Consider the following 17,838-nt stretch of genomic DNA (forward strand, 5'->3'; position numbering starts at 1 on the left):
GAGAGCGCTCACGGGAGGATCGGCTCTTACGGTCAACTCGGCGGTACGGGGAGCTTTTTACATCGTTGGAAGGATGCTGTAAACCCTCCGCGCAAGGGGAGCCCGTCCGCAGATCAGCGTCGGCCCAGCGTGCTCTCGCGCTCCACCAGGCGGAACTGCGCCGTGAGTTCACGCCCGGCGACCTCTGCCGAGCCCTCCAGACTCCGCAACAGCGAAGCCACCGCGAGGCGCGCGATGGCCTGTTTGTCCGGCGAGACCGTGGTCAGCGTGACCGCCCCGAACTGCCCCTCGGCGATGTCGTCGAAACCGACCACCGCCACGTCCCACGGCACGCGGAGCCCCCGCTCATGCAGCACGCGCATGGCGCCGATCGCCACCAGGTCGTTGTACGCGAACACCGCGTCGGGCCGCACCCCCGCGTCCAGCATCCGTGCCATCGCCTTTGCCCCGTCCCAGCGGTTCCAGCCGCCGACCGGGCCCACCAAAGTGTCCGGCGCGGCGATCCCCGCCTGTGTCAACTCCTCGCGCCAGCCCTGCAGTCGGAGGTTCGCCGGGCGGTTCGCGGAGTCCGTACGGGCGCCGAGGTATGCGATGCGGGAGCGGCCGCGGCTGATGAGGTGGCGCACCGCCGTGCGCGCAGCGGCGACGTTGTCGATCGCGATGTGGTCGTAGGGCAGGTCGTACTGGCGCTCGCCGAGCAGGACCAGCGGTACGTCGTCCTCGCGGCCGAGCAGGTCGGCCGATTCGAGCTCCAGCGGGCTCAGGATCAGGCCGTCGATGACCCGGGCCCGGAAACCCTGGCTGACCAGGACCTCCTGCTCGCGTTCGCCGCGGGTGTGGTCGAGCAGGACGGTGAAGTCGTGCTCGGCCGCCGCGTCGATGACGGCGCCCGCCAGCTCGGCGAAGTACGGGTTGCCGAGCTCGGGAACGGCCAGCGCGATGATCCCCGTACGACCTTTGCGCAGGTGACGTGCCGTCAAATTCGGCCGGTAGCCCAGCTCGTCGATCGCCTCCTGAACGCGCGCCCGCATCGCCGGGGTGACGTGCTGATACTTGTTCACCACGTTCGAGACGGTCTTGATGGAGACGCCCGCGCGCTCCGCGACGTCCTTGAGGCTAACCCGCACGTGCAGCTCCCTGAGTCAAGGTGCACCCCTGTCCTGGGGTGTTTGTCATGGCCCTGGACAGCGCGCCGGAGAGCGTGCTGTCATGCCAACTGCCGTTCCTTCCAACGTTGTACAGATTCGTTGTACAGACTGCGGCGCCGGGCCGCCACCCCCTTCCCCGGCCTTCCGTCACCCCCTTCCTCAGCCTTCAAGCACCGCTTCGAGCTACGGAGGATCTGTGCGCCCCATCCGACCCAGACGAGTCCGGCAGCGCCTGATACTGCTGCTCACCGTCGCCCTCGCCTTCGCCGGGCTCACCGCGGTCCCCGCCGCGACAGCCGCCGACGAGCCCCCCGAGATCCACGGCCTGAAGGGCGAGTACTACACCCAGTCCGCCCCCGGAGCCTTCGACTTCCACGAGCTCAAGGCCACCGGCTTCGATCAGAAGATCGACTTCGACAACCTCGACCCCCGCCTCACCTTCGCCACCGGAAAGGCCGACGACGCCACCGTCCGCTGGACGGGCAAGGTCGTCCCGGAGAAGACCGGCTCCCACACCTTCTCCATGATCGGCGACAACGGCTTCCGGCTCTGGGTCGACGGCAAGCTCGCCATCGACCACTGGGTCGACGACTGGGACAAGGAACAGACCGCGCAGCCCGTCGAGTTGACCGCCGGCAAGGCCTACGACATCAAGGTCGAGTACTTCGAGCACCACGGCGGCTCCAACCTCCACCTGCGCTGGACCGAGCCCGGCGGCAGCAAGGAAGCCGTCCCGCAGTCGGCCTTCCGCCTCCCCGACGGCTTCGAGTACGACGGAGCCACCTCCGCCACGGTCCTCAAGGACGGCCGTACCCTGAAGCTCGACTTCGCGCAGGAGCTCGGCGCTCCCCCCGCGGGCCTCGCAGACCACATCGAGGCCGTCATCGGCGGCGCCAAGTGGCCCCTCGACACGATCAAGGCCGACCCCGAGGACCCGCGCGCGCTCATCGTCGGCCTCAAGGAGCCGGTGGTCGGCAACAAGGAAGGCAACGCCAAGGGCACCGCCGACCTGCGCTACGACGGCAAGGGCGGCCTGACCGGCGCCAACGGCAAGGAGGTGGCCGCCTTCTGGACCAGCGGCCCCAACCACTCCGAGCATCAGCTGCGCACCAAGTTCGCCGACGACGTGAAGCCGGGCAACGTGCTCCCCGAGTACCCGCGCCCCCAGCTGACCCGCGACGCCTGGCGCAACCTCAACGGGACCTGGCAGTTCGCCTCGGCCAAGGCCGGCGAGGAGCCGCCGTTCGGCAAGAACCTCGGCGAGAAGATCCTCGTCCCCTACCCCGTGGAGTCCCAGCTCTCCGGCCTGGAACGGCACGAGGACCGCATGTGGTACCGCAGGACCTTCACCGTCCCCCAGGGCTGGAAGGTCGGCGACGGCAAGCGCCTCAAGCTCAACTTCGGCGCCGTCGACTGGCACTCCGAGGTCTTCGTGAACGGCAAGAAGGTCACCGAACACAAGGGCGGCTACGACAAGTTCAGCGCCGACATCACGGACGCGCTGAAGCCCGGCAAGACACAGGAGCTGATCGTCGGCGTCTATGACCCGACCGACTCCAAGGACGGCGAGAACCCGCCCGTCGGCAAGCAGCGCCTCGACCCCAGCGGCATCTGGTACACCCCGTCGTCCGGCATCTGGCAGACGGTGTGGATGGAGCCGGTGGCGGCCGACCACGCCGACTCGCTGAAGATCACGCCCGACGTGGCCACCAAGCAGGTCACCGTCGAGCCCAAGGGCGTACGCGACGGAGTGCCGGTCAGGGCGGTCGCGTACGAGGGCAAGAAGAAGGTCGCGGAGGCCAGCGGACGCACGGGCAGCCCGCTCAAGCTGAAGATCGCCGACCCGCACCTCTGGTCGCCGGACGATCCCTTCCTCTACGACCTGAAGGTGACCGTCGGGCGAGACAGCGTCAAGAGCTACTTCGGGATGCGCACCATCGCCGTGGAGAAGGTGAACGGTACGCCGCGCACCATGCTCAACGGCAAGCCGCAGTTCCTGATGGCCACGCTCGACCAGGGCTTCTGGCCGGACGGCCTGCACACGGCGCCGACCGACGAGGCGCTCGCGTACGACCTGAAGATGCACAAGGAGATGGGCTTCAACTCGGTGCGCAAGCACATCAAGGTGGAGCCCGACCGCTGGTTCTACTGGGCGGACAAGCTGGGCCTGATGGTCTGGCAGGACATGCCGTCGATGGACGCGGGCCGTAACCCGAGCACGGCTGCCCGCGCCCAGTACGAGTCCGAGATGAAGCAGATGATCGACGAGCACGCGAACCACCCGTCGATCGTCATGTGGGTCACCTTCAACGAGGGCTGGGGCCAGTACGACGAGGGCCGCATCGCCACCCAGGCCAAGTCCTGGGACCCGACCCGCCTGGTCAACGGCATGTCGGGCCTCAACCTCGGGCGTGACGGCGGCACCGGCGACATCATGGACGAGCACGGCTATCCGAGCCCGGCACTGCCGCCCAAGCCCGACGGCGAACGGGCGCTGATCAACGGGGAGTACGGCGGCCTCGGACTCGCGGTGCCGGGACATGCCTGGTCCGTCCAGCAGAGTTACGTCGACGTGGACCCGGCGACGTATACGGACGACTACCTCACCAAGCTCGACGAGGTGCGTGCGCTCGCCTGCAAGGGCGGCAACGGCGCCGTCTACACCCAGATCTCGGATGTGGAGGGCGAGTTGAACGGCCTGCTGACGTACGACCGCAGGGTCGTCAAGCCTGATGTGAAGCGGCTCAAGGCAGCACATGAGGCCTTGATCGGCGACGCGTCGCGGCCGGACCCGGCGGGGTGCCCAGCTTCCTGACGCGGTGAGGCGCTCCGGCCCGGTGGGCCGGAGCGCCTTATCCCGTGGACGGGGGCCCGCTTGCTTGGCACCATCGGCCCGTGATCAGCGAGAGCGGGAGCGGGAGCAAGAGCGAGCGCGAGAGCCATAGCGAGTGGGTGCGGGCCGCGGCCCGCAACAACGCCGAGTGGTGCGACGCGGTCTGCCGCGAGCACGGCCTGCGGGGGGAGTTGGGCGCCGGGGTGTGGAGCAGCCATAGCCGCACCCCGCCGCTATATCCGGACGCCGTCACGCTCACCCCCGACGTCTCGGCGGCCGACCTGGTGGCCCGGATCGACACCGCGTCACCGGGCTGCTCCGTCAAGGACAGCTTCGGCTGCCTGGACCTGGAACCACTGGGCTTCGAGGTGCTGTTCGAGGCCTGGTGGATCCGCCGGGAGGCGGGCACACGTGCTGGTGAGCACCCTGGCTGGGAGCCGCTCAAGAGTGCCGAGTCCCTGCCCGCGTGGGAGACCGCGTGGAACGACGGCGACGAGAGCACGGGCCTGTTCCGCCCCGGGCTGCTCTCCGAGGACACGAAATTCCTGGCGGCCTACGCCGAGGGACGGATCGTCGCCGGCGCCGTCGCCAGTCGCGCCGCGTCGGTGGTGGGTGTCTCCAACCTGTTCACGTCGGGCGACGAGGAGTCCGCATGGGCCGGCTGCCTGGCGGAGGTCGCCCGGCTCTGGCCCGGACTGCCCGTCGTCGGATACGAGAGTGGCGCGAGCCTGGACGCCGCGGTCAGCCAGGGGTTCACCCCGATCGGGCCGCTGAAGGTGTGGCTGCACACCGGGTGAGCCGTCGTCGTCTCGCGGCCTCCCACCCCTTGACGCACGCGACGCGTCCCCCGAAGAATGATCGCGTTCCGCGTTCTGACAACGTTGTCCAAGGAGGCGTTCCCACCCATGAGATGGACCCAACGGCTACGCGGTACGGGGGTGGCGGTGGCCGCGGCCACGCTCCTCGGGGGAGCCCTCGCCATCCCGGCGGCGCAGGCCGCCCCGGCAGCGGACACGGCGGACGCGGCGGACACGTCGAGCGGCCGACTGACCGACCTGGTCAACCCGTTCATCGGCACGGAGAACGAGGGCAACACCTACCCCGGAGCGGCCGTGCCCTTCGGCATGGTCCAGTTCTCGCCCGACACCGGGCACAACACCGGCTACGACCACTCCGACACCCACATCCGCGGCTTCTCGACCGTCCATCTCTCGGGCGTCGGCTGCGGGTTGGGCGGCGATCTGCCGGTGCTCCCCACCACGGGAGACATCAAGGAGACGGACTACGCGAAGTACGCGACGGAGTTCAGCCACGACGACGAGAAGGCGAGGCCCGGCTCCTACGAGGTGGGCCTCAAGTCCGGCATCAACGCCGAGCTGACCGCCACCAAGCGCACCGGCGTGCAGCGCTACACCTTCCCCGCCACCGACAAGGCCAACGTCCTGCTCAACGCGGGCCAGTCGCTGCACAAGACGGGCAGCACCAAGGTCGAGATCCTCGACAGCCGCACGGTCCGCACGGCGATCACCGGCAGCGGCTTCTGCCAGGACACCAAGCCGTACACCGTCTACACGATTACCAAGTTCGACCGCCCTTTCACCACCTCGGGCACCTGGAAGGGCGACACCGTCACCGCCGGTTCCGAGAAGTCGTCGGCGGGCGAGGAGCACAACGGCGCGTACGTCCGCTTCGACACCTCCAAGGACCGCACCGTCGAGGCGACCACCGCACTGAGTTACGTCGATGCCAAGGGCGCCGCGCTCAACCTCCGTGCGGAGGGCGGGCGTTCGTACGACCGTGTCGCGAAGGCCGCTGACTCCGCGTGGGAGGGCCGGCTCGACGACGTGCGGGCGCAGGGCGGCAGCGAGACCGTGCGCCGCACCTTCTATTCGTCCCTCTACCGTTCGTTCCTCGCGCCGAACATCGGCAGCGACGTCGACGGCCGGTACACGGGCTGGGACCAGAAGATCCATCGTGCTGCTGATGATGGGGGATTCACGTACTACCAGAACTGGTCGCTCTGGGACACCTACCGCACCCAGGCCCAGCTTCTCGCCCTGCTCGCGCCGCACGAGTCACGTGACATGGCGCTCTCCGTCCTGAAGATCGACGAGGAGAGCGGCTGGCTGCCCAAGTGGGGCTACGGCACGGTCGAGACGAACATCATGACCGGCGACCCCGTCACCCCCTTCCTCACCAACGCCTATCAGCAAGGCCTGCTCAAGGGGCACGAGGAGGAGGCGTACCGCGCGCTGAAGAAGAACGCGGACGGTGTGCCGCCCGCCGACTCCGCGCCCGTGGGCCGCGAGGCCAACAAGGAGTATCTGAGCGAGGGCTTCGCGCCGTACATCAAGGGCCGCCCGCACGCCAAGCCCGGTGACTCGGACTACGACCACGGCGCTTCGGCGACGCTGGAGTACGCGCTCTCGGACGCGATGCTCGGCCGGATGGCCGGCGACCTGGGGCACAAGGCCGACGCCGAGCGGTACGCGGAGCGTGCGCAGAACTACCGGAAGATCTTTGACAGTTCGACCGGATTCTTCCGCGCGCGGGACGCCGAAGGCGCCTTCACCGGACCCGCGGATCCGGCCAAGAGCGAGGGCTTCCACGAGGGCACGTCCTGGCAGTACCAGTGGCTCGTCCCGCAGGACCTGCCTGGCATGGTCGACCTCATCGGCGGCAAGCAGGCCACCAATGATCGTCTCGACTCGTTCTTCGCCTACGACGAGCTCCTGAAGGACCCGGCGAAGACCGCGCGCGAGGTGTGGGTCAACGGCCCGTACGACTACTACAACGCGGACAAGTACAACCCGCAGAACGAGCCCGACCTCATCGCCCCGTACACGTATCTGTCGACGGGCCAGCCGTGGAAGACGACCGACGTGGTGCACGCCGCGCTCACGCTCTTCACGGACACCCCGACGGGCATGACCGGGAACGACGACCTCGGCACCATGTCCGCCTGGAACGTGCTCTCCTCGATCGGTATCTTCCCGGTCCAGCCCGGCACGGACACCTGGGGTCTGTCGACGCCCGTCTTCGAGCGCGTCGACCTGAAGCTCGACCGCCGCTACTACCCGAAGGGCCGCCTCACGGTGAAGGCGCCGGGTACGTCGGGCACAGACCGGTACATCCAGTCGGCGCGCACGGACGGCGCCGACTACGGCAAGACGTATCTGACGACCGCCGACATCCGCGACACCCGCGAACTCTCCTTCACGGTGGGCGACAAGCCCTCGGAGTGGGGCACGTCGCAGGACGCCGCACCGCCCGCTCTGAAGTGACGTAGTCCATACGTCACTTGCGCACCACTAGGCCCGCCTCTCCCGGAGAGGCGGGCCTTAATCTGTTGTTAACTGTGCGTAGCTTGATCGTACTTGACCGTAGTCGCGCAACGGCGGTTGACTGCACCTTCATGCCACCCCCGCATCGTCCTCGACGCGAGAGCAGCCCGTTGAACCCGTTGAAAGCGCAGACCGCTGAGTCCTCCGACCTGCTCGCACCTCTCGACCTCGCCTTCTGGAACATCGAGTCCGCCGAACACCCCATGCACCTGGGCGCCCTCGGCGTCTTCGAGGCCGACTCGCCGGACGCCGCCGAGCGCGCCGCCCGGCTCCTCGCCGAACGGGCGGCTGCCGTGCCCGGTCTGCGGCTGCGGATCCGTTCCGTCTGGCTGCCGGTCGGCGGGGCCGTGCGCGCCGCCGCGCCCGCCTTCGACCCGCTGGAACACGTGCGCATCGCCGAGCCCACGGGGGACTTCCACGCCGTGGCGGGCGCGCTCATGCAGCGGCCCCTGGAGCGCGGCAGGCCGCCGTGGGAGGCGCATGTGCTGCCGGGGGACGACGGCAGCTCCTTCGCCGTGCTCTTCAAGTTCCACCACGCCCTCGCCGACGGGCTGCGTGCCCTGATGCTCGCCGCCGCGGTCATGGACCCCACCGAGCTGCCCGCCGCGCGTCCGGCGCCCGCCGGGCCCGAGCCCTCGCGGTGGTCCTGGCTGACGGACCCGCGCAAGCTGCCGGAACTGGTCCGCGCCACCGTCAGCGACATGGGGCAGGCCCTGGATATCGGCTCCTCCGTCGCCCGCGCCACCTGGGGCGTACGGTCGTCGGCCGCCCTCACATCCCGGGCCACCGGCACGCGGCGCACCGCGGGCGTGCTGCTCGATCTGGACGACGTGCACCGCGTGCGCAAGAGCGTCGGCGGCACCGTCAACGACGTACTGATCGCCGTGGTCGCGGGAGCGCTGCGCCGCTGGCTCGACGAGCGGGGCGACGGCAGCGAGGGAGTGGAGCCGCGCGCCCTGGTCCCTGTCTCCCGGCGCAGGCCCCGCACCGCGCAGCCGCCGGGCAACCGGCTCTCCGGGTATCTGGTCCGCCTGCCGGTCGGTGATCCGGACCCGGTCGCTCGGCTGCGGGCGGTGCGGGCCGCCATGGACCGCAACAAGGAGGCCGGGCCCGGCCGCGGCGCAGGTGCCGTCGCCCTGCTCGCCGATCACGTGCCGCCGCTCGGCCACCGCATCGGCGGTCCCGTTGTCGCGCAGGCCGCCCGGCTGCTCTTCGACATCCTCGTGACCAGCGTCCCGTTGCCCAGCCTCGGTCTGAAGCTCGGAGGCTGCCCGCTCACCGCCGTGTATCCCTTCGCGCCGCTGGCCCAGGGACAGGCGCTCGCGGTCGCGGTGTCGACCTACCGGGGCCGGGTGCACTTCGGTCTGGTCGCGGACGCGGCCGCCGTGCCGGACCTGGATGTTCTGGCGCGCGGTGTGCGGGAGGAGCTCGCGGGGCTCGTCGAAGCGTGCGTAGACCGTCCGCGTTTGGTAGAGGGGCCCGTCGCTACGTAAAGTTCTCTTCTTTGGAGCTTCCGCGGTCACCCAGACGAGCCGCGGCATGAGTGACGCGAGGACAGCGGCGATGACGGTGACAGAGGACAGCCTGGGGGCTGCCGGTTCGGCCGAGCCCCAGGAGGCCGAGGTGCCTTCGCAGGCGTTCGGTCCCGGCATCGACCCCGACCGGCTCGCCATCTGCCTCGCGGTGCTCGACGAGCTCGACAAGCTGGACGTCGACCACCCCGACGCGATCGCGGTGCGCCGGGCCACGGCCGGGGTCTACCGCACCGTGAAGCAGCGCCGCCGTCAGGAGCGCAGGGCCGCCAAGACCGCGCACGACAAGGCCGTCACCGAGGCCACCGCCACCGGCTCCGCCGAGCGCATCGACGACGAGACCGAGGGTCTGCTGCCCTCCTCGCAGACCGAGCAGGGCAGGCTCGCGGGGATACTCCAGCGCCCCCGCTCCTGCTACACCTGCAAGACCCGGTACGTGGAAGTCGACTACTTCTACCACCAGCTCTGTCCCGACTGCGCCCGCCTGAACCGCTCCAAGCGCGATGCCCGCACCGACCTCACCGGCAAGCGCGCGCTGCTCACCGGCGGCCGGGCCAAGATCGGCATGTACATCGCTCTTCGCCTCCTGCGTGACGGCGCCCACACCACGATCACGACGCGCTTCCCCAAGGACGCCATCCGCCGCTTCAAGGCGATGGACGACTCGGCGGACTGGCTGCACCGCCTGGAGGTCGTCGGCATCGACCTGCGCGACCCGGCCCAGTCCGTCGCGCTCGCCGAGCGGGTCGCCGCCGCGGGACCGCTCGACATCCTGATCAACAACGCGACGCAGACCGTACGGCGCCTGCCCTCCGCGTACGCCGCCCTGGTCGACGGCGAGGGCGCGCCGCTGCCCGCGGGGGAGCTGCCCGCCCACTCCGTCATCGGCGCCTTCAACTCCGGCGCGGTGGACGGCCTGGCCGCGCTGCCCCTAGGCACCAGCGGCCTGGACGCGCAGCAGGTCGCCGACCTCGCGCTCGTCGCGGGCAACGCCAGCGTCGCCCGGCACCTCGACGGCACCGCCATCGACGCCGGCGGCCTGGTCCCCGACGTCGTCGACAGCAACACCTGGGTGCAGACCATCGAGCAGATCTCCCCGGTGGAGCTCCTCGAGACCCAGCTGTGCAACTACACCTCGCCGTTCATCCTGATCAGCGCTCTGCGTTCGGCGATGGCCGACGCCGCGAAGAAGGCGTCAAGCGGCCGCTCCTACGTCGTCAACGTCTCCGCGATGGAGGGCGTCTTCGGCCGCGGGTACAAGGGCGCGGGCCACCCGAACACGAACGCCGCCAAGGCCGCGATGAACATGGTGACGCGGACCAGCGCCCAGGAGATGTTCCAGACCGACGGCATCCTCATGACCTCGATCGACACCGGCTGGATCACCGACGAGCGCCCGCACTACGACAAGCTGCGCCTTGCCGACGAGGGCTTCCACGCCCCGCTCGACCTGATCGACGGCGCGGCCCGCGTCTACGACCCCGTCGTGCGCGGCGAGGCGGGCGAGGACCTGTTCGGTGTCTTCCTGAAGGACTACGCACCCGGCAAGTGGTAGCCGCGCGCGGGCGGCGTCAGGCCTGGCCGGTGGCTCCGCCCGTCGCCGCCCGCAGCCGCTCGTGCACGGCGTACGGGGCACTTCCGCCGGCAGCTGCCCGCACCCTCGTCCCGCCGTCCACCAGGAGATCGGCGCCCGTCACCCATTCGGCCGCGTCCGAGACGAGCCACGCCACGGCCCGCGCCACGTCCTCCGGTTCGCCGATGCGGCCGAGCGGCAGGCTCTCGGCGAGCCGTTTCTCGGCGCCGTCCCACACGAAGCGGGCCATCTCGGTGCGGACGAGGCCAGGGGAGACGGAATTGACCCGTACCAAGGGCGCCAGTTCGCCCGCGAGTTGGGCCGTCAGGTGCAGGAGCGCCGCCTTGCTGGTCCCGTACGCGCCCACGTTCGGGCCGACATGGGACGCGCCCTCGGTGCAGATGTTGACCACCGCGCCGCCGTGCCCGCCCATCCAGGCCCGCCAGGCGAGCTGCGTCAGGCGCAGCGCGGCCTCTACGTTCACGGCGAAGGCGGCGCGCCACGCCGTGAGGTCGACGTCCATCAGCGCGCCGTAAGGGGCGTTCGTCGCGGCGTTGTTCACCAGTACGTCGAGCCGCCCGAACTCCCGGAGCGCGAGAGCCACGCTCGCCTCCGCCCGACCGGAATCGGCCACGCCGCCCGCGCAGCCGACGGCCTGGGCGCCGTCCGCGCGCAGTCCGGCCACCGCCGCCTCCAGTGCGTCCGGATCGCGGGCGGTCACGACAAGGCGATGTCCGGACTCGGCGAGGGTTCGCGCGACGGCGAGCCCGATCCCTCGCGACGCGCCGGTCACCAGAGCCACCGCGCCGTCCCGTGCCTGGGCGGAAGCGCCGTCCCGTGCCTGGGCAGAAGTCATCCCCGTACGGTCCCATGGAGGTCTGGAAAGGCCCATGGGCTCGCACCGGTGGAAACTTCCTGGCTCGCAGGGCGCCCCCACACCATGACCAAGTGTCCGAAATCCACTCCATCGGCGGACCCCATAGAGCGCGGGCGCGCTCATTTGGTTAGTGTGAGGCGAACGGACGGTCTCCAGGGATCCACAAGCACCCCTGAACCGCCCCGGGACAGGCTCGCCACCATGGCCGCGATCCCGCCTGAACGACGGCGCCACCGCGACCGACAGCCCATGTCCTTCCGTTACGCGACACAAAGGAGTGCGCGGTGACACCAGATCTGACGAAGCAGGAAAAGCGACCGGCGGAACGCAGCAGCGAGCGGGCCGGCAGACCACGCAAGCTCAGCAACCTGGACTCGTGGGCGAAAGCGGCCCCGATCCGACTTGCGGGCTACGAGGACGACCTCGCGGAGCCGCACATCCTCCCCGGTATCGACTGATCCCTCCGCTTCGCCGCGCGCCCCCCGCCGATCCCGGCCGGGGGCGCGCGGCGTTCTGGGGCACCCGGCGTTTCGGGTCACTCGCGCATGGTCCGGCGGTTGCGGGTTACTACGGGATGCATGGACGGAACATCGGATACCGGCAGCGAGGACCGCGCGCCGAAGGAACCGACACAGTTGCCCAAGCGGTCCTGGCGGGCAGTGGCCACCGGCGTGGTCAGGGAGTTCCAGGACGACGAGCTGGCGGACCGCGCGGCGGCGCTGACCTACTACGGAGTGCTTTCGCTCTTCCCGACGATCCTGGTCCTCGTCTCGCTGCTCGGCGTGGTCGGGAAATCGGCGATCGACTGGCTCCTCAAGAATCTCAAGGAGCTCGCGCCCGGCTCGGCACGGGACATCATCAGCGACGCCGTGCGGCAGCTGGCGGGCCAGGGCGGCGTCGGCTCCCTGATGGCGGTGGTCGGCATCGTGCTCGCGGTGTGGGCGTCGTCCGGGTACGTCGGGGCGTTCATCCGCACCGCCAACGCCGTCTACGACATGCCCGAGGGGCGTCCCATATGGAAGGTGCTGCCGGTCAGGGTGGGCGTGACCGTGGTGCTGCTCCTGCTCGCCGTCGTCAGCGCGCTCATCGTGGTGTTCACCGGCGGTCTCGCCCGCACCGTGGGCTCGGCCCTGGGGTTCGGCGACGCGGCCCTGACGGTGTGGGCGATCGCGAAATGGCCGGTCCTGGTCGTCCTGGTGACCTTCATGATCGCGCTGCTGTTCTGGGCGACGCCGAACGTGAAGGGGCGGGGCTTCAGGTGGATCACGCCCGGCAGCGTCATCGCCCTGGTGATCTGGCTGATCGCCTCCGCCGGATTCGCCTTCTACGTAGGGAACTTCAGTTCCTACAACAAGACCTACGGCGCCCTCGCCGGAGTGATTATTTTCCTGGTGTGGCTGTGGATCAGCAACATAGCGATCCTGCTCGGCCTGGAGTTCGACGCCGAACTGTCCCGTCAGCGTGCCATCGCCGGCGGCCTTCCTCCCGAGGAGGAGCCCTACGTACCGCCCCGGGACACCCGCGCCTGGGACGAGCGGGACCGTCGCCGCATGGACGAGTGACACGCCGAGCGACACCGTCCGCCACGACCACGCTCCTCGACCATGTGCCGATGCCGGAGATCGGGGTACTCGGTCGCCCAACAGACAGGAGGTTGATGACGATGGCCCAGACAGGCCCGCACGCCACCGGCCGTGACAGCGCCGGACACGGCGCGCCCCACAACGAGCCGGTGGGCGAGTTGGTGCAGCGCGCCTCACAGCAGCTGACGGAGCTGGTGCGCGGCGAGATGCGCCTGGCGCAGGCGGAGATGAAGGAGAAGACCAAGCGCTACGGCAAAGGCAGCGGGTTGTTCGGTGGAGCCGGTCTCGTCGGCTTCCTGACCCTGCAGGCCCTCGTCGCCACCGCGATCGCGGCGCTCGCCGTGCCGCTTCCGGTGTGGGCCGCGGGGCTGATCGTCACCGCCGTCCTCGGTCTGATCGCCGCGGTACTGGCACTGACCGGCAAGAAGGAGGTCGGCCGGGCTTCCCCGCCGATCCCCGAAGAGGCCATCGACGGCGTGAAGGCCGACGTCGCAGAGATCAAGGAGAGTGCACAGCGATGAACCAGCCCCACGACAAGGACACCGCGGGCGCCGGGGAACTGCGCGCGAAGGTCGAGCAGACCCGTCAGGACCTGGGAGAGACGGTCGAGGCCCTGGCGGCCAAGACGGACGTCAAGGCACGTGCCCAGGAGAAGGCGGTCGCCATCAAGGGTCAGACGGCCACGAAGGCCGCGGAGCTGAGCGAGCAGGCCAGGGCGAAGGCCACCGAGGCCGCGCAGGTGCTGCAGGACAAGGTGCCCGACCAGGTCAAGGACAAGGCCGCCACCGCCACCGGGCAGGTGAAGGCCGCGGCAGGACAGGCCACGGAGGTGTGGCACGACAAGGCCCCCGAGCAGGTCCAGAACCGCCGCACCGGCTTCATCGCGGGAGGCGCCGCGCTGGTGGTCGCGTACGTACTGGTGCGGCGCAAGCGGAAGCACGGGGGCGCGCGGTGAAGGCCTCGAAGATCGCGTACAAGCCGGTCGGGATGGCGCTCGGCGCGCTCGCGGGTGTGGCCGCGGGCGGGCTGTTCAAACAGGCGTGGAAGATGGTCGCCCGCGACGAGGACGCTCCCGACGCCACTGACGAGGACCGCGGCTGGGGGGAGATCCTGCTTGCGGCCACGTTGCAGGGCGCGATCTTCGCCGTGGTCAAGGCGGCCGTCGACCGCGGTGGCGCTGTCGCGACGCGTCGGCTGACGGGTGCCTGGCCCGGCTGACGAGTGTCGGCATTCATCCGATGGGTCAGTGCAGGGCTGCGCAAATGTCCAAGTCCCCGCTGAGGGCAATGCATTGACACCCTTCAGGGGCGCTTGAATCATCGGATGTCATGACTGACATGCGCATGATGTTCGCGCCGGTTCGTGCGTCACGCCGCGCGCGGCTCCGCAGACTTCGGGGCGCCGCGGTGGCCCTGCTGCTGCTCGCGGCGCCGGTCCCGGCGGCCCAGGCCGCCGGGACCTCGCGACCCGCCACGGACCCGCCCCGCACCGTCCCCGCCCTGGCCGACTGGACGCCGGGGAAGGGGAGCTACGCCTACGGCCCCGGCACCCGGCTCGTCGCGCACGGGCAGGCGGCCCGCGAAGTCGCCCGTACCCTCGCCGACGATCTGCGCGCCGCGGGCGAGGGCCGGGTGCCGGTCACCGGCGGAGCCCCGCGCGACGGCGACATCGTCATCGATGTCGCGCCCGCGCGAAAGCAGCTGGGCGCCGAAGGGTACGAACTCCGTGCCGATGACCGGCTGGAGATCACCGGAGCGACCGAGGCCGGAGCCTTCTACGGCACGCGCACTCTCCTTCAACTCCTCGCCGGGAGCGACCGCGTACCGGGCGGACGCACCGTGGACGTGCCGCAGTACAAGGAACGCGGAGTAGGCGTCTGCGCCTGCTACATCCACATCTCGACGCCCTGGCTGGAGAACCTCGTACGCGACATGGCGTACAACAAGCAGAACCAGCTGCTCCTCGAACTCAAGGTGAAGAGCGACAAGCACCCCGAGGCCAACAGCTGGGGCTACTACACCAAGAGCGAGATACGCCGCCTCGTCGCTCTCGGCGAGAAGTACCACGTCACGATCATCCCGGAGATCAACTCGCCCGGCCACATGGACCCGTGGCTGGAGAAGCGCACCGACCTCCAGCTCACCGACTCCGACGGGAAGCCGCAGCCGTCGCGCCTCGACATCACCAAGGACGAGGCCTTCGCCTACTACACGAGCCTCATCGACGAGTACGCCGAGGTGTTCCCCGCGAAGTCCTGGCACATGGGCGCCGACGAGTACATGCTCGGCTCCGACTTCGCCAAGTACCCCCACATCCTCGAATACGCGAAGAAGAAGTACGGCGACAAGGCGACCCCGCAGGACGCCTTCGTCGACTTCATCAACCGCGTGCACGCGTACGCGACCGGCAAGGGAAAGCAGCTGCGCATCTGGAACGACGGCCTGACCGGCGCGAACACGGTGCCGGTCGCGGCAGGGACGAGCGTGGAGCACTGGCTCGATGTGAAGACGAAGCCGAGCCAACTCATCGCCCAGGGCCATCCGTTGCAGAACGCCGCCTACGCCCTCTACCTCGTCCGCGGCGGCTTCCACACCGACACCAAGGCGCTGTACGACAAGGCGTGGGACCCGCGCAGCTTCGAGGGCGAGAAGCTCGCCTCGCGGGACGGCATCACGGGGGCGAAGATCAGCCTGTGGCCCGACAACGGCCGGGGCGAGACCGAGAACGAGGTCGCGGCCTCCATGGAGATGCCGCTCAGCCATGTCGCCCAGGTCACCTGGGGCGCCGCGCATCCGGACCCGACGTACGCCGACTTCGCCGCGCGCGCCAAGTCCGTCGGACACGCGCCGGGTTGGCGGGACCTGACGAAGGTGCCGGTGGCGGATGGCACGTACACCGTGCGGGACACCAAGGGTCAGGTGGACCCCGTCGACTACGAGATCAAGCGCACCCCCGACGGTTACGTCACGCTGAAGTCCACGGCGGACGGCGCCTGCCTGGAGACCCGCAGCGGAAAGCTCACGCTCAACGTCCCGCTGGAGCCGGGTAGTGCGGTCACGCAGGAGACATGCGACGCGGCGAACACCTTGCAGCGCTGGCAGCTGACGAAGGCCTCTGACGGCTACCGGCTGACGAACGCGATCACCCAGATGTCCGTGCACGTCACGGATGACGGGCGGCTCCAGCAGTACCCGTCGGACCAACGGGCCCCGGCCGCATTGACTTTGACCGCCGACTGACCCCACCCCCTTGCCCCGCGTCCTGAGATCTGAGCCCCGACAGGGAGACCCGCACCCCATGACTGTCAGCAGACGCCTCTTCGTGACCGCCGCCGTCACGACGGCGGTCGCCGCGTCGAGCAGCTCCCTCGCGCTCGCGGCGCCGGGCCCCACCGGGGCCTCCGTAACTCCTGAGCCGCCCTACCGCATCCCGATCAGCCCCAAGGACACGCCGGACGAAGTCGTCACCAAGGCAACCCAAGTCCGCCCGACGGAACGCCAGATCGCCTGGCAACGCCTGGAGCAGACCGCCTTCCTGCACTTCGGGGTGAACACCTTCACCGGCCTCGAATGGGGCACCGGCGACGAGGACCCCGACGTCTTCCAACCGTCGGAACTCGACACCGACCAGTGGGCGCGGGCCCTGCGCGACGGCGGATTCAAGCTCGCCATCCTCACGGTCAAGCATCACGACGGCTTCGTGCTCTATCCGTCCCGCTACACCAAGCACAGTGTGGTGAGCAGCAGTTGGCAGGACGGAAAGGGCGACGTGCTGCGCTCGTTCGCCGACTCGCTGCGCCGGTACGGGCTCAAGGTGGGCGTCTACATCTCGCCCGCCGACGAGAACCAGTACTTGCACGGCGTCTACGCCAACGGCAGCGCGCGCTCGCGGCGCACCATTCCCACGCCGGTCGGGGGCGACGACAGGGCGGACGCCGCGGCCGTACGGTCGTTCACGCTGGACGCGACCGACTACGGGGCGCACATGCTCAACCAGCTGTACGAGGTGCTCACCGAGTACGGGCCCGTCGACGAGGTGTGGTTCGACGGAGCGCAGGGGCGGATCCCACCGGAGAAGGTCGAGACGTACGACTGGGACAGCTGGTACGCGGTCATTCGTGCCCTGGCCCCGAACGCCACGGTCGCCGTACGCGGCCCCGACGTGCGGTGGGTGGGTAACGAGGGCGGGCTCGCGCGCGAGAACGAGTGGAGCGTCGTCCCCGTCAAGGACTCGGGGAACGGCAGCGTCGACTACGCCCTGAAGTACGACGCGCCCGACCAGGGAAGCCGGGAGGCACTCGCGGATGCGAGGGCGGTCGCCCAGTACGTGCAGTGGTGGCCGGCGGAGTGTGACGTCTCGATCAGGCCCGGCTGGTTCTACCACGAGGACGAACAGCCCAAGTCCGTCGAGCAGTTGACGGACATCTGGTTCCGCTCGGTGGGCCGCAACTCCGTGCTGCTCCTGAACATGCCGCCGGACAAGAGGGGCCTGCTCCCGGAGGCGGACGTGGCACGGCTGCGGGAGTTCCACGAGCGGATCGGGCGCGAACTGCCCGAGGACTTCGCGCGGGGTGCACGGGTCCGCGGCGACGGCCGCCGCCCAACGCACGCGGTCGACGGTGACCCGGACACGGCGTGGGCGTGCCCGGCCCCCTCCCGGGGGACGCTCACGGTCGACCTCGGCAAGGCACGCGAGGTCGACCGGATCCGGCTGGGGGAGGACATCCGGCGTGGACAGCACCTGGAGCACGCGGTGATCGAGGCGCGGATCTCCGGCGGGTCCGGATGGACTCTCGTGACGGAGGTGAACACGGTGGGCGCAAGCCGGGTCCTGACGCTGGCGACACCGATCCGGGCACGGGAGTGGCGGCTTCGGGTGACGGGGTCGCGCGGGGCGGTACGCCTTGCGGAGTTCGGCCTCTACCGGTCGCGGGTGTAGGAGACGCGCG

General features: G+C 69.8%; 14 protein-coding genes. 12 read left to right on the forward strand and 2 right to left on the reverse strand.

All coding sequences use genetic code 11. From position 1 onward, the window contains the following. Positions 1-113: 113 nt before the first annotated feature. Positions 114-1,127, reverse strand: coding sequence for a LacI family DNA-binding transcriptional regulator (locus ABXJ52_RS32895; RefSeq protein WP_367047110.1), 1,014 nt, complete (start codon positions 1,125-1,127; stop codon positions 114-116). Positions 1,128-1,353: 226 nt separating this feature from the next. Here ABXJ52_RS32895 and ABXJ52_RS32900 point away from each other — a divergent pair, with 226 nt between their 5' ends. From ABXJ52_RS32900 to ABXJ52_RS32920, 5 genes are all read left to right on the forward strand, one after another. Then, on the forward strand, positions 1,354-3,963 hold the full coding sequence (locus tag ABXJ52_RS32900; protein WP_367049441.1) for a PA14 domain-containing protein: 2,610 nt from the start codon (positions 1,354-1,356) through the stop codon (positions 3,961-3,963). A gap of 80 nt (positions 3,964-4,043) precedes the next feature. Continuing rightward, positions 4,044-4,778 carry a hypothetical protein gene (locus ABXJ52_RS32905; RefSeq protein ID WP_367047112.1) on the forward strand — a complete coding sequence of 245 codons (735 nt, stop codon included), beginning with the start codon at positions 4,044-4,046 and terminating at the stop codon, positions 4,776-4,778. A 108-nt stretch (positions 4,779-4,886) separates the two neighbouring features. After that, positions 4,887-7,265 carry a GH92 family glycosyl hydrolase gene (locus ABXJ52_RS32910; RefSeq protein WP_367047114.1) on the forward strand — a complete coding sequence of 793 codons (2,379 nt, stop codon included), beginning with the start codon at positions 4,887-4,889 and terminating at the stop codon, positions 7,263-7,265. A gap of 170 nt (positions 7,266-7,435) precedes the next feature. Continuing rightward, positions 7,436-8,818 carry a wax ester/triacylglycerol synthase family O-acyltransferase gene (locus ABXJ52_RS32915; RefSeq protein ID WP_367047115.1) on the forward strand — a complete coding sequence of 461 codons (1,383 nt, stop codon included), beginning with the start codon at positions 7,436-7,438 and terminating at the stop codon, positions 8,816-8,818. Between the two features lie 70 nt (positions 8,819-8,888). Then, a complete protein-coding gene (locus tag ABXJ52_RS32920; protein WP_367047117.1) occupies positions 8,889-10,412 on the forward strand; it encodes an SDR family NAD(P)-dependent oxidoreductase in 1,524 nt (507 codons plus the stop codon). A gap of 16 nt (positions 10,413-10,428) precedes the next feature. Here the strand turns inward: ABXJ52_RS32920 and ABXJ52_RS32925 are convergent, their stop codons facing one another. Further along, on the reverse strand, positions 10,429-11,286 hold the full coding sequence (locus ABXJ52_RS32925; RefSeq protein WP_367047119.1) for an SDR family oxidoreductase: 858 nt from the start codon (positions 11,284-11,286) through the stop codon (positions 10,429-10,431). 305 nt (positions 11,287-11,591) lie between these two features. Here ABXJ52_RS32925 and ABXJ52_RS32930 point away from each other — a divergent pair, with 305 nt between their 5' ends. The 7 genes from ABXJ52_RS32930 (at position 11,592) to ABXJ52_RS32960 (ending at position 17,828) form a co-directional block, all read left to right on the forward strand. Further along, the gene (locus ABXJ52_RS32930) at positions 11,592-11,765 is read left to right on the forward strand and encodes a hypothetical protein (protein WP_344526424.1); all 174 of its coding nucleotides are present in this window, start codon (positions 11,592-11,594) and stop codon (positions 11,763-11,765) included. A gap of 120 nt (positions 11,766-11,885) precedes the next feature. Beyond that, on the forward strand, positions 11,886-12,869 hold the full coding sequence (locus ABXJ52_RS32935; RefSeq protein ID WP_367047121.1) for a YihY/virulence factor BrkB family protein: 984 nt from the start codon (positions 11,886-11,888) through the stop codon (positions 12,867-12,869). 170 nt (positions 12,870-13,039) lie between these two features. Next, on the forward strand, positions 13,040-13,411 hold the full coding sequence (locus tag ABXJ52_RS32940; protein WP_367049442.1) for a phage holin family protein: 372 nt from the start codon (positions 13,040-13,042) through the stop codon (positions 13,409-13,411). After that, the gene (locus ABXJ52_RS32945; protein WP_367047123.1) at positions 13,408-13,845 is read left to right on the forward strand and encodes a DUF3618 domain-containing protein; all 438 of its coding nucleotides are present in this window, start codon (positions 13,408-13,410) and stop codon (positions 13,843-13,845) included. The genes ABXJ52_RS32940 and ABXJ52_RS32945 overlap by 4 nt, the downstream gene beginning before the upstream one ends. After that, positions 13,842-14,108: a DUF4235 domain-containing protein gene (locus ABXJ52_RS32950; protein ID WP_367047125.1), complete on the forward strand. Its 267-nt coding sequence runs from the start codon at positions 13,842-13,844 to the stop codon at positions 14,106-14,108. Before ABXJ52_RS32945 ends, ABXJ52_RS32950 begins: the two co-directional genes overlap by 4 nt. Positions 14,109-14,218: 110 nt before the next feature. After that, the gene (locus tag ABXJ52_RS32955) at positions 14,219-16,129 is read left to right on the forward strand and encodes a family 20 glycosylhydrolase (RefSeq protein ID WP_367047127.1); all 1,911 of its coding nucleotides are present in this window, start codon (positions 14,219-14,221) and stop codon (positions 16,127-16,129) included. A 58-nt stretch (positions 16,130-16,187) separates the two neighbouring features. Beyond that, the gene (locus tag ABXJ52_RS32960; protein WP_367047129.1) at positions 16,188-17,828 is read left to right on the forward strand and encodes an alpha-L-fucosidase; all 1,641 of its coding nucleotides are present in this window, start codon (positions 16,188-16,190) and stop codon (positions 17,826-17,828) included. Positions 17,829-17,838 lie beyond the last annotated feature (10 nt).

This window comes from Streptomyces sp. Je 1-332 (genome assembly GCF_040730185.1).
Lineage (GTDB): Bacteria > Actinomycetota > Actinomycetes > Streptomycetales > Streptomycetaceae > Streptomyces.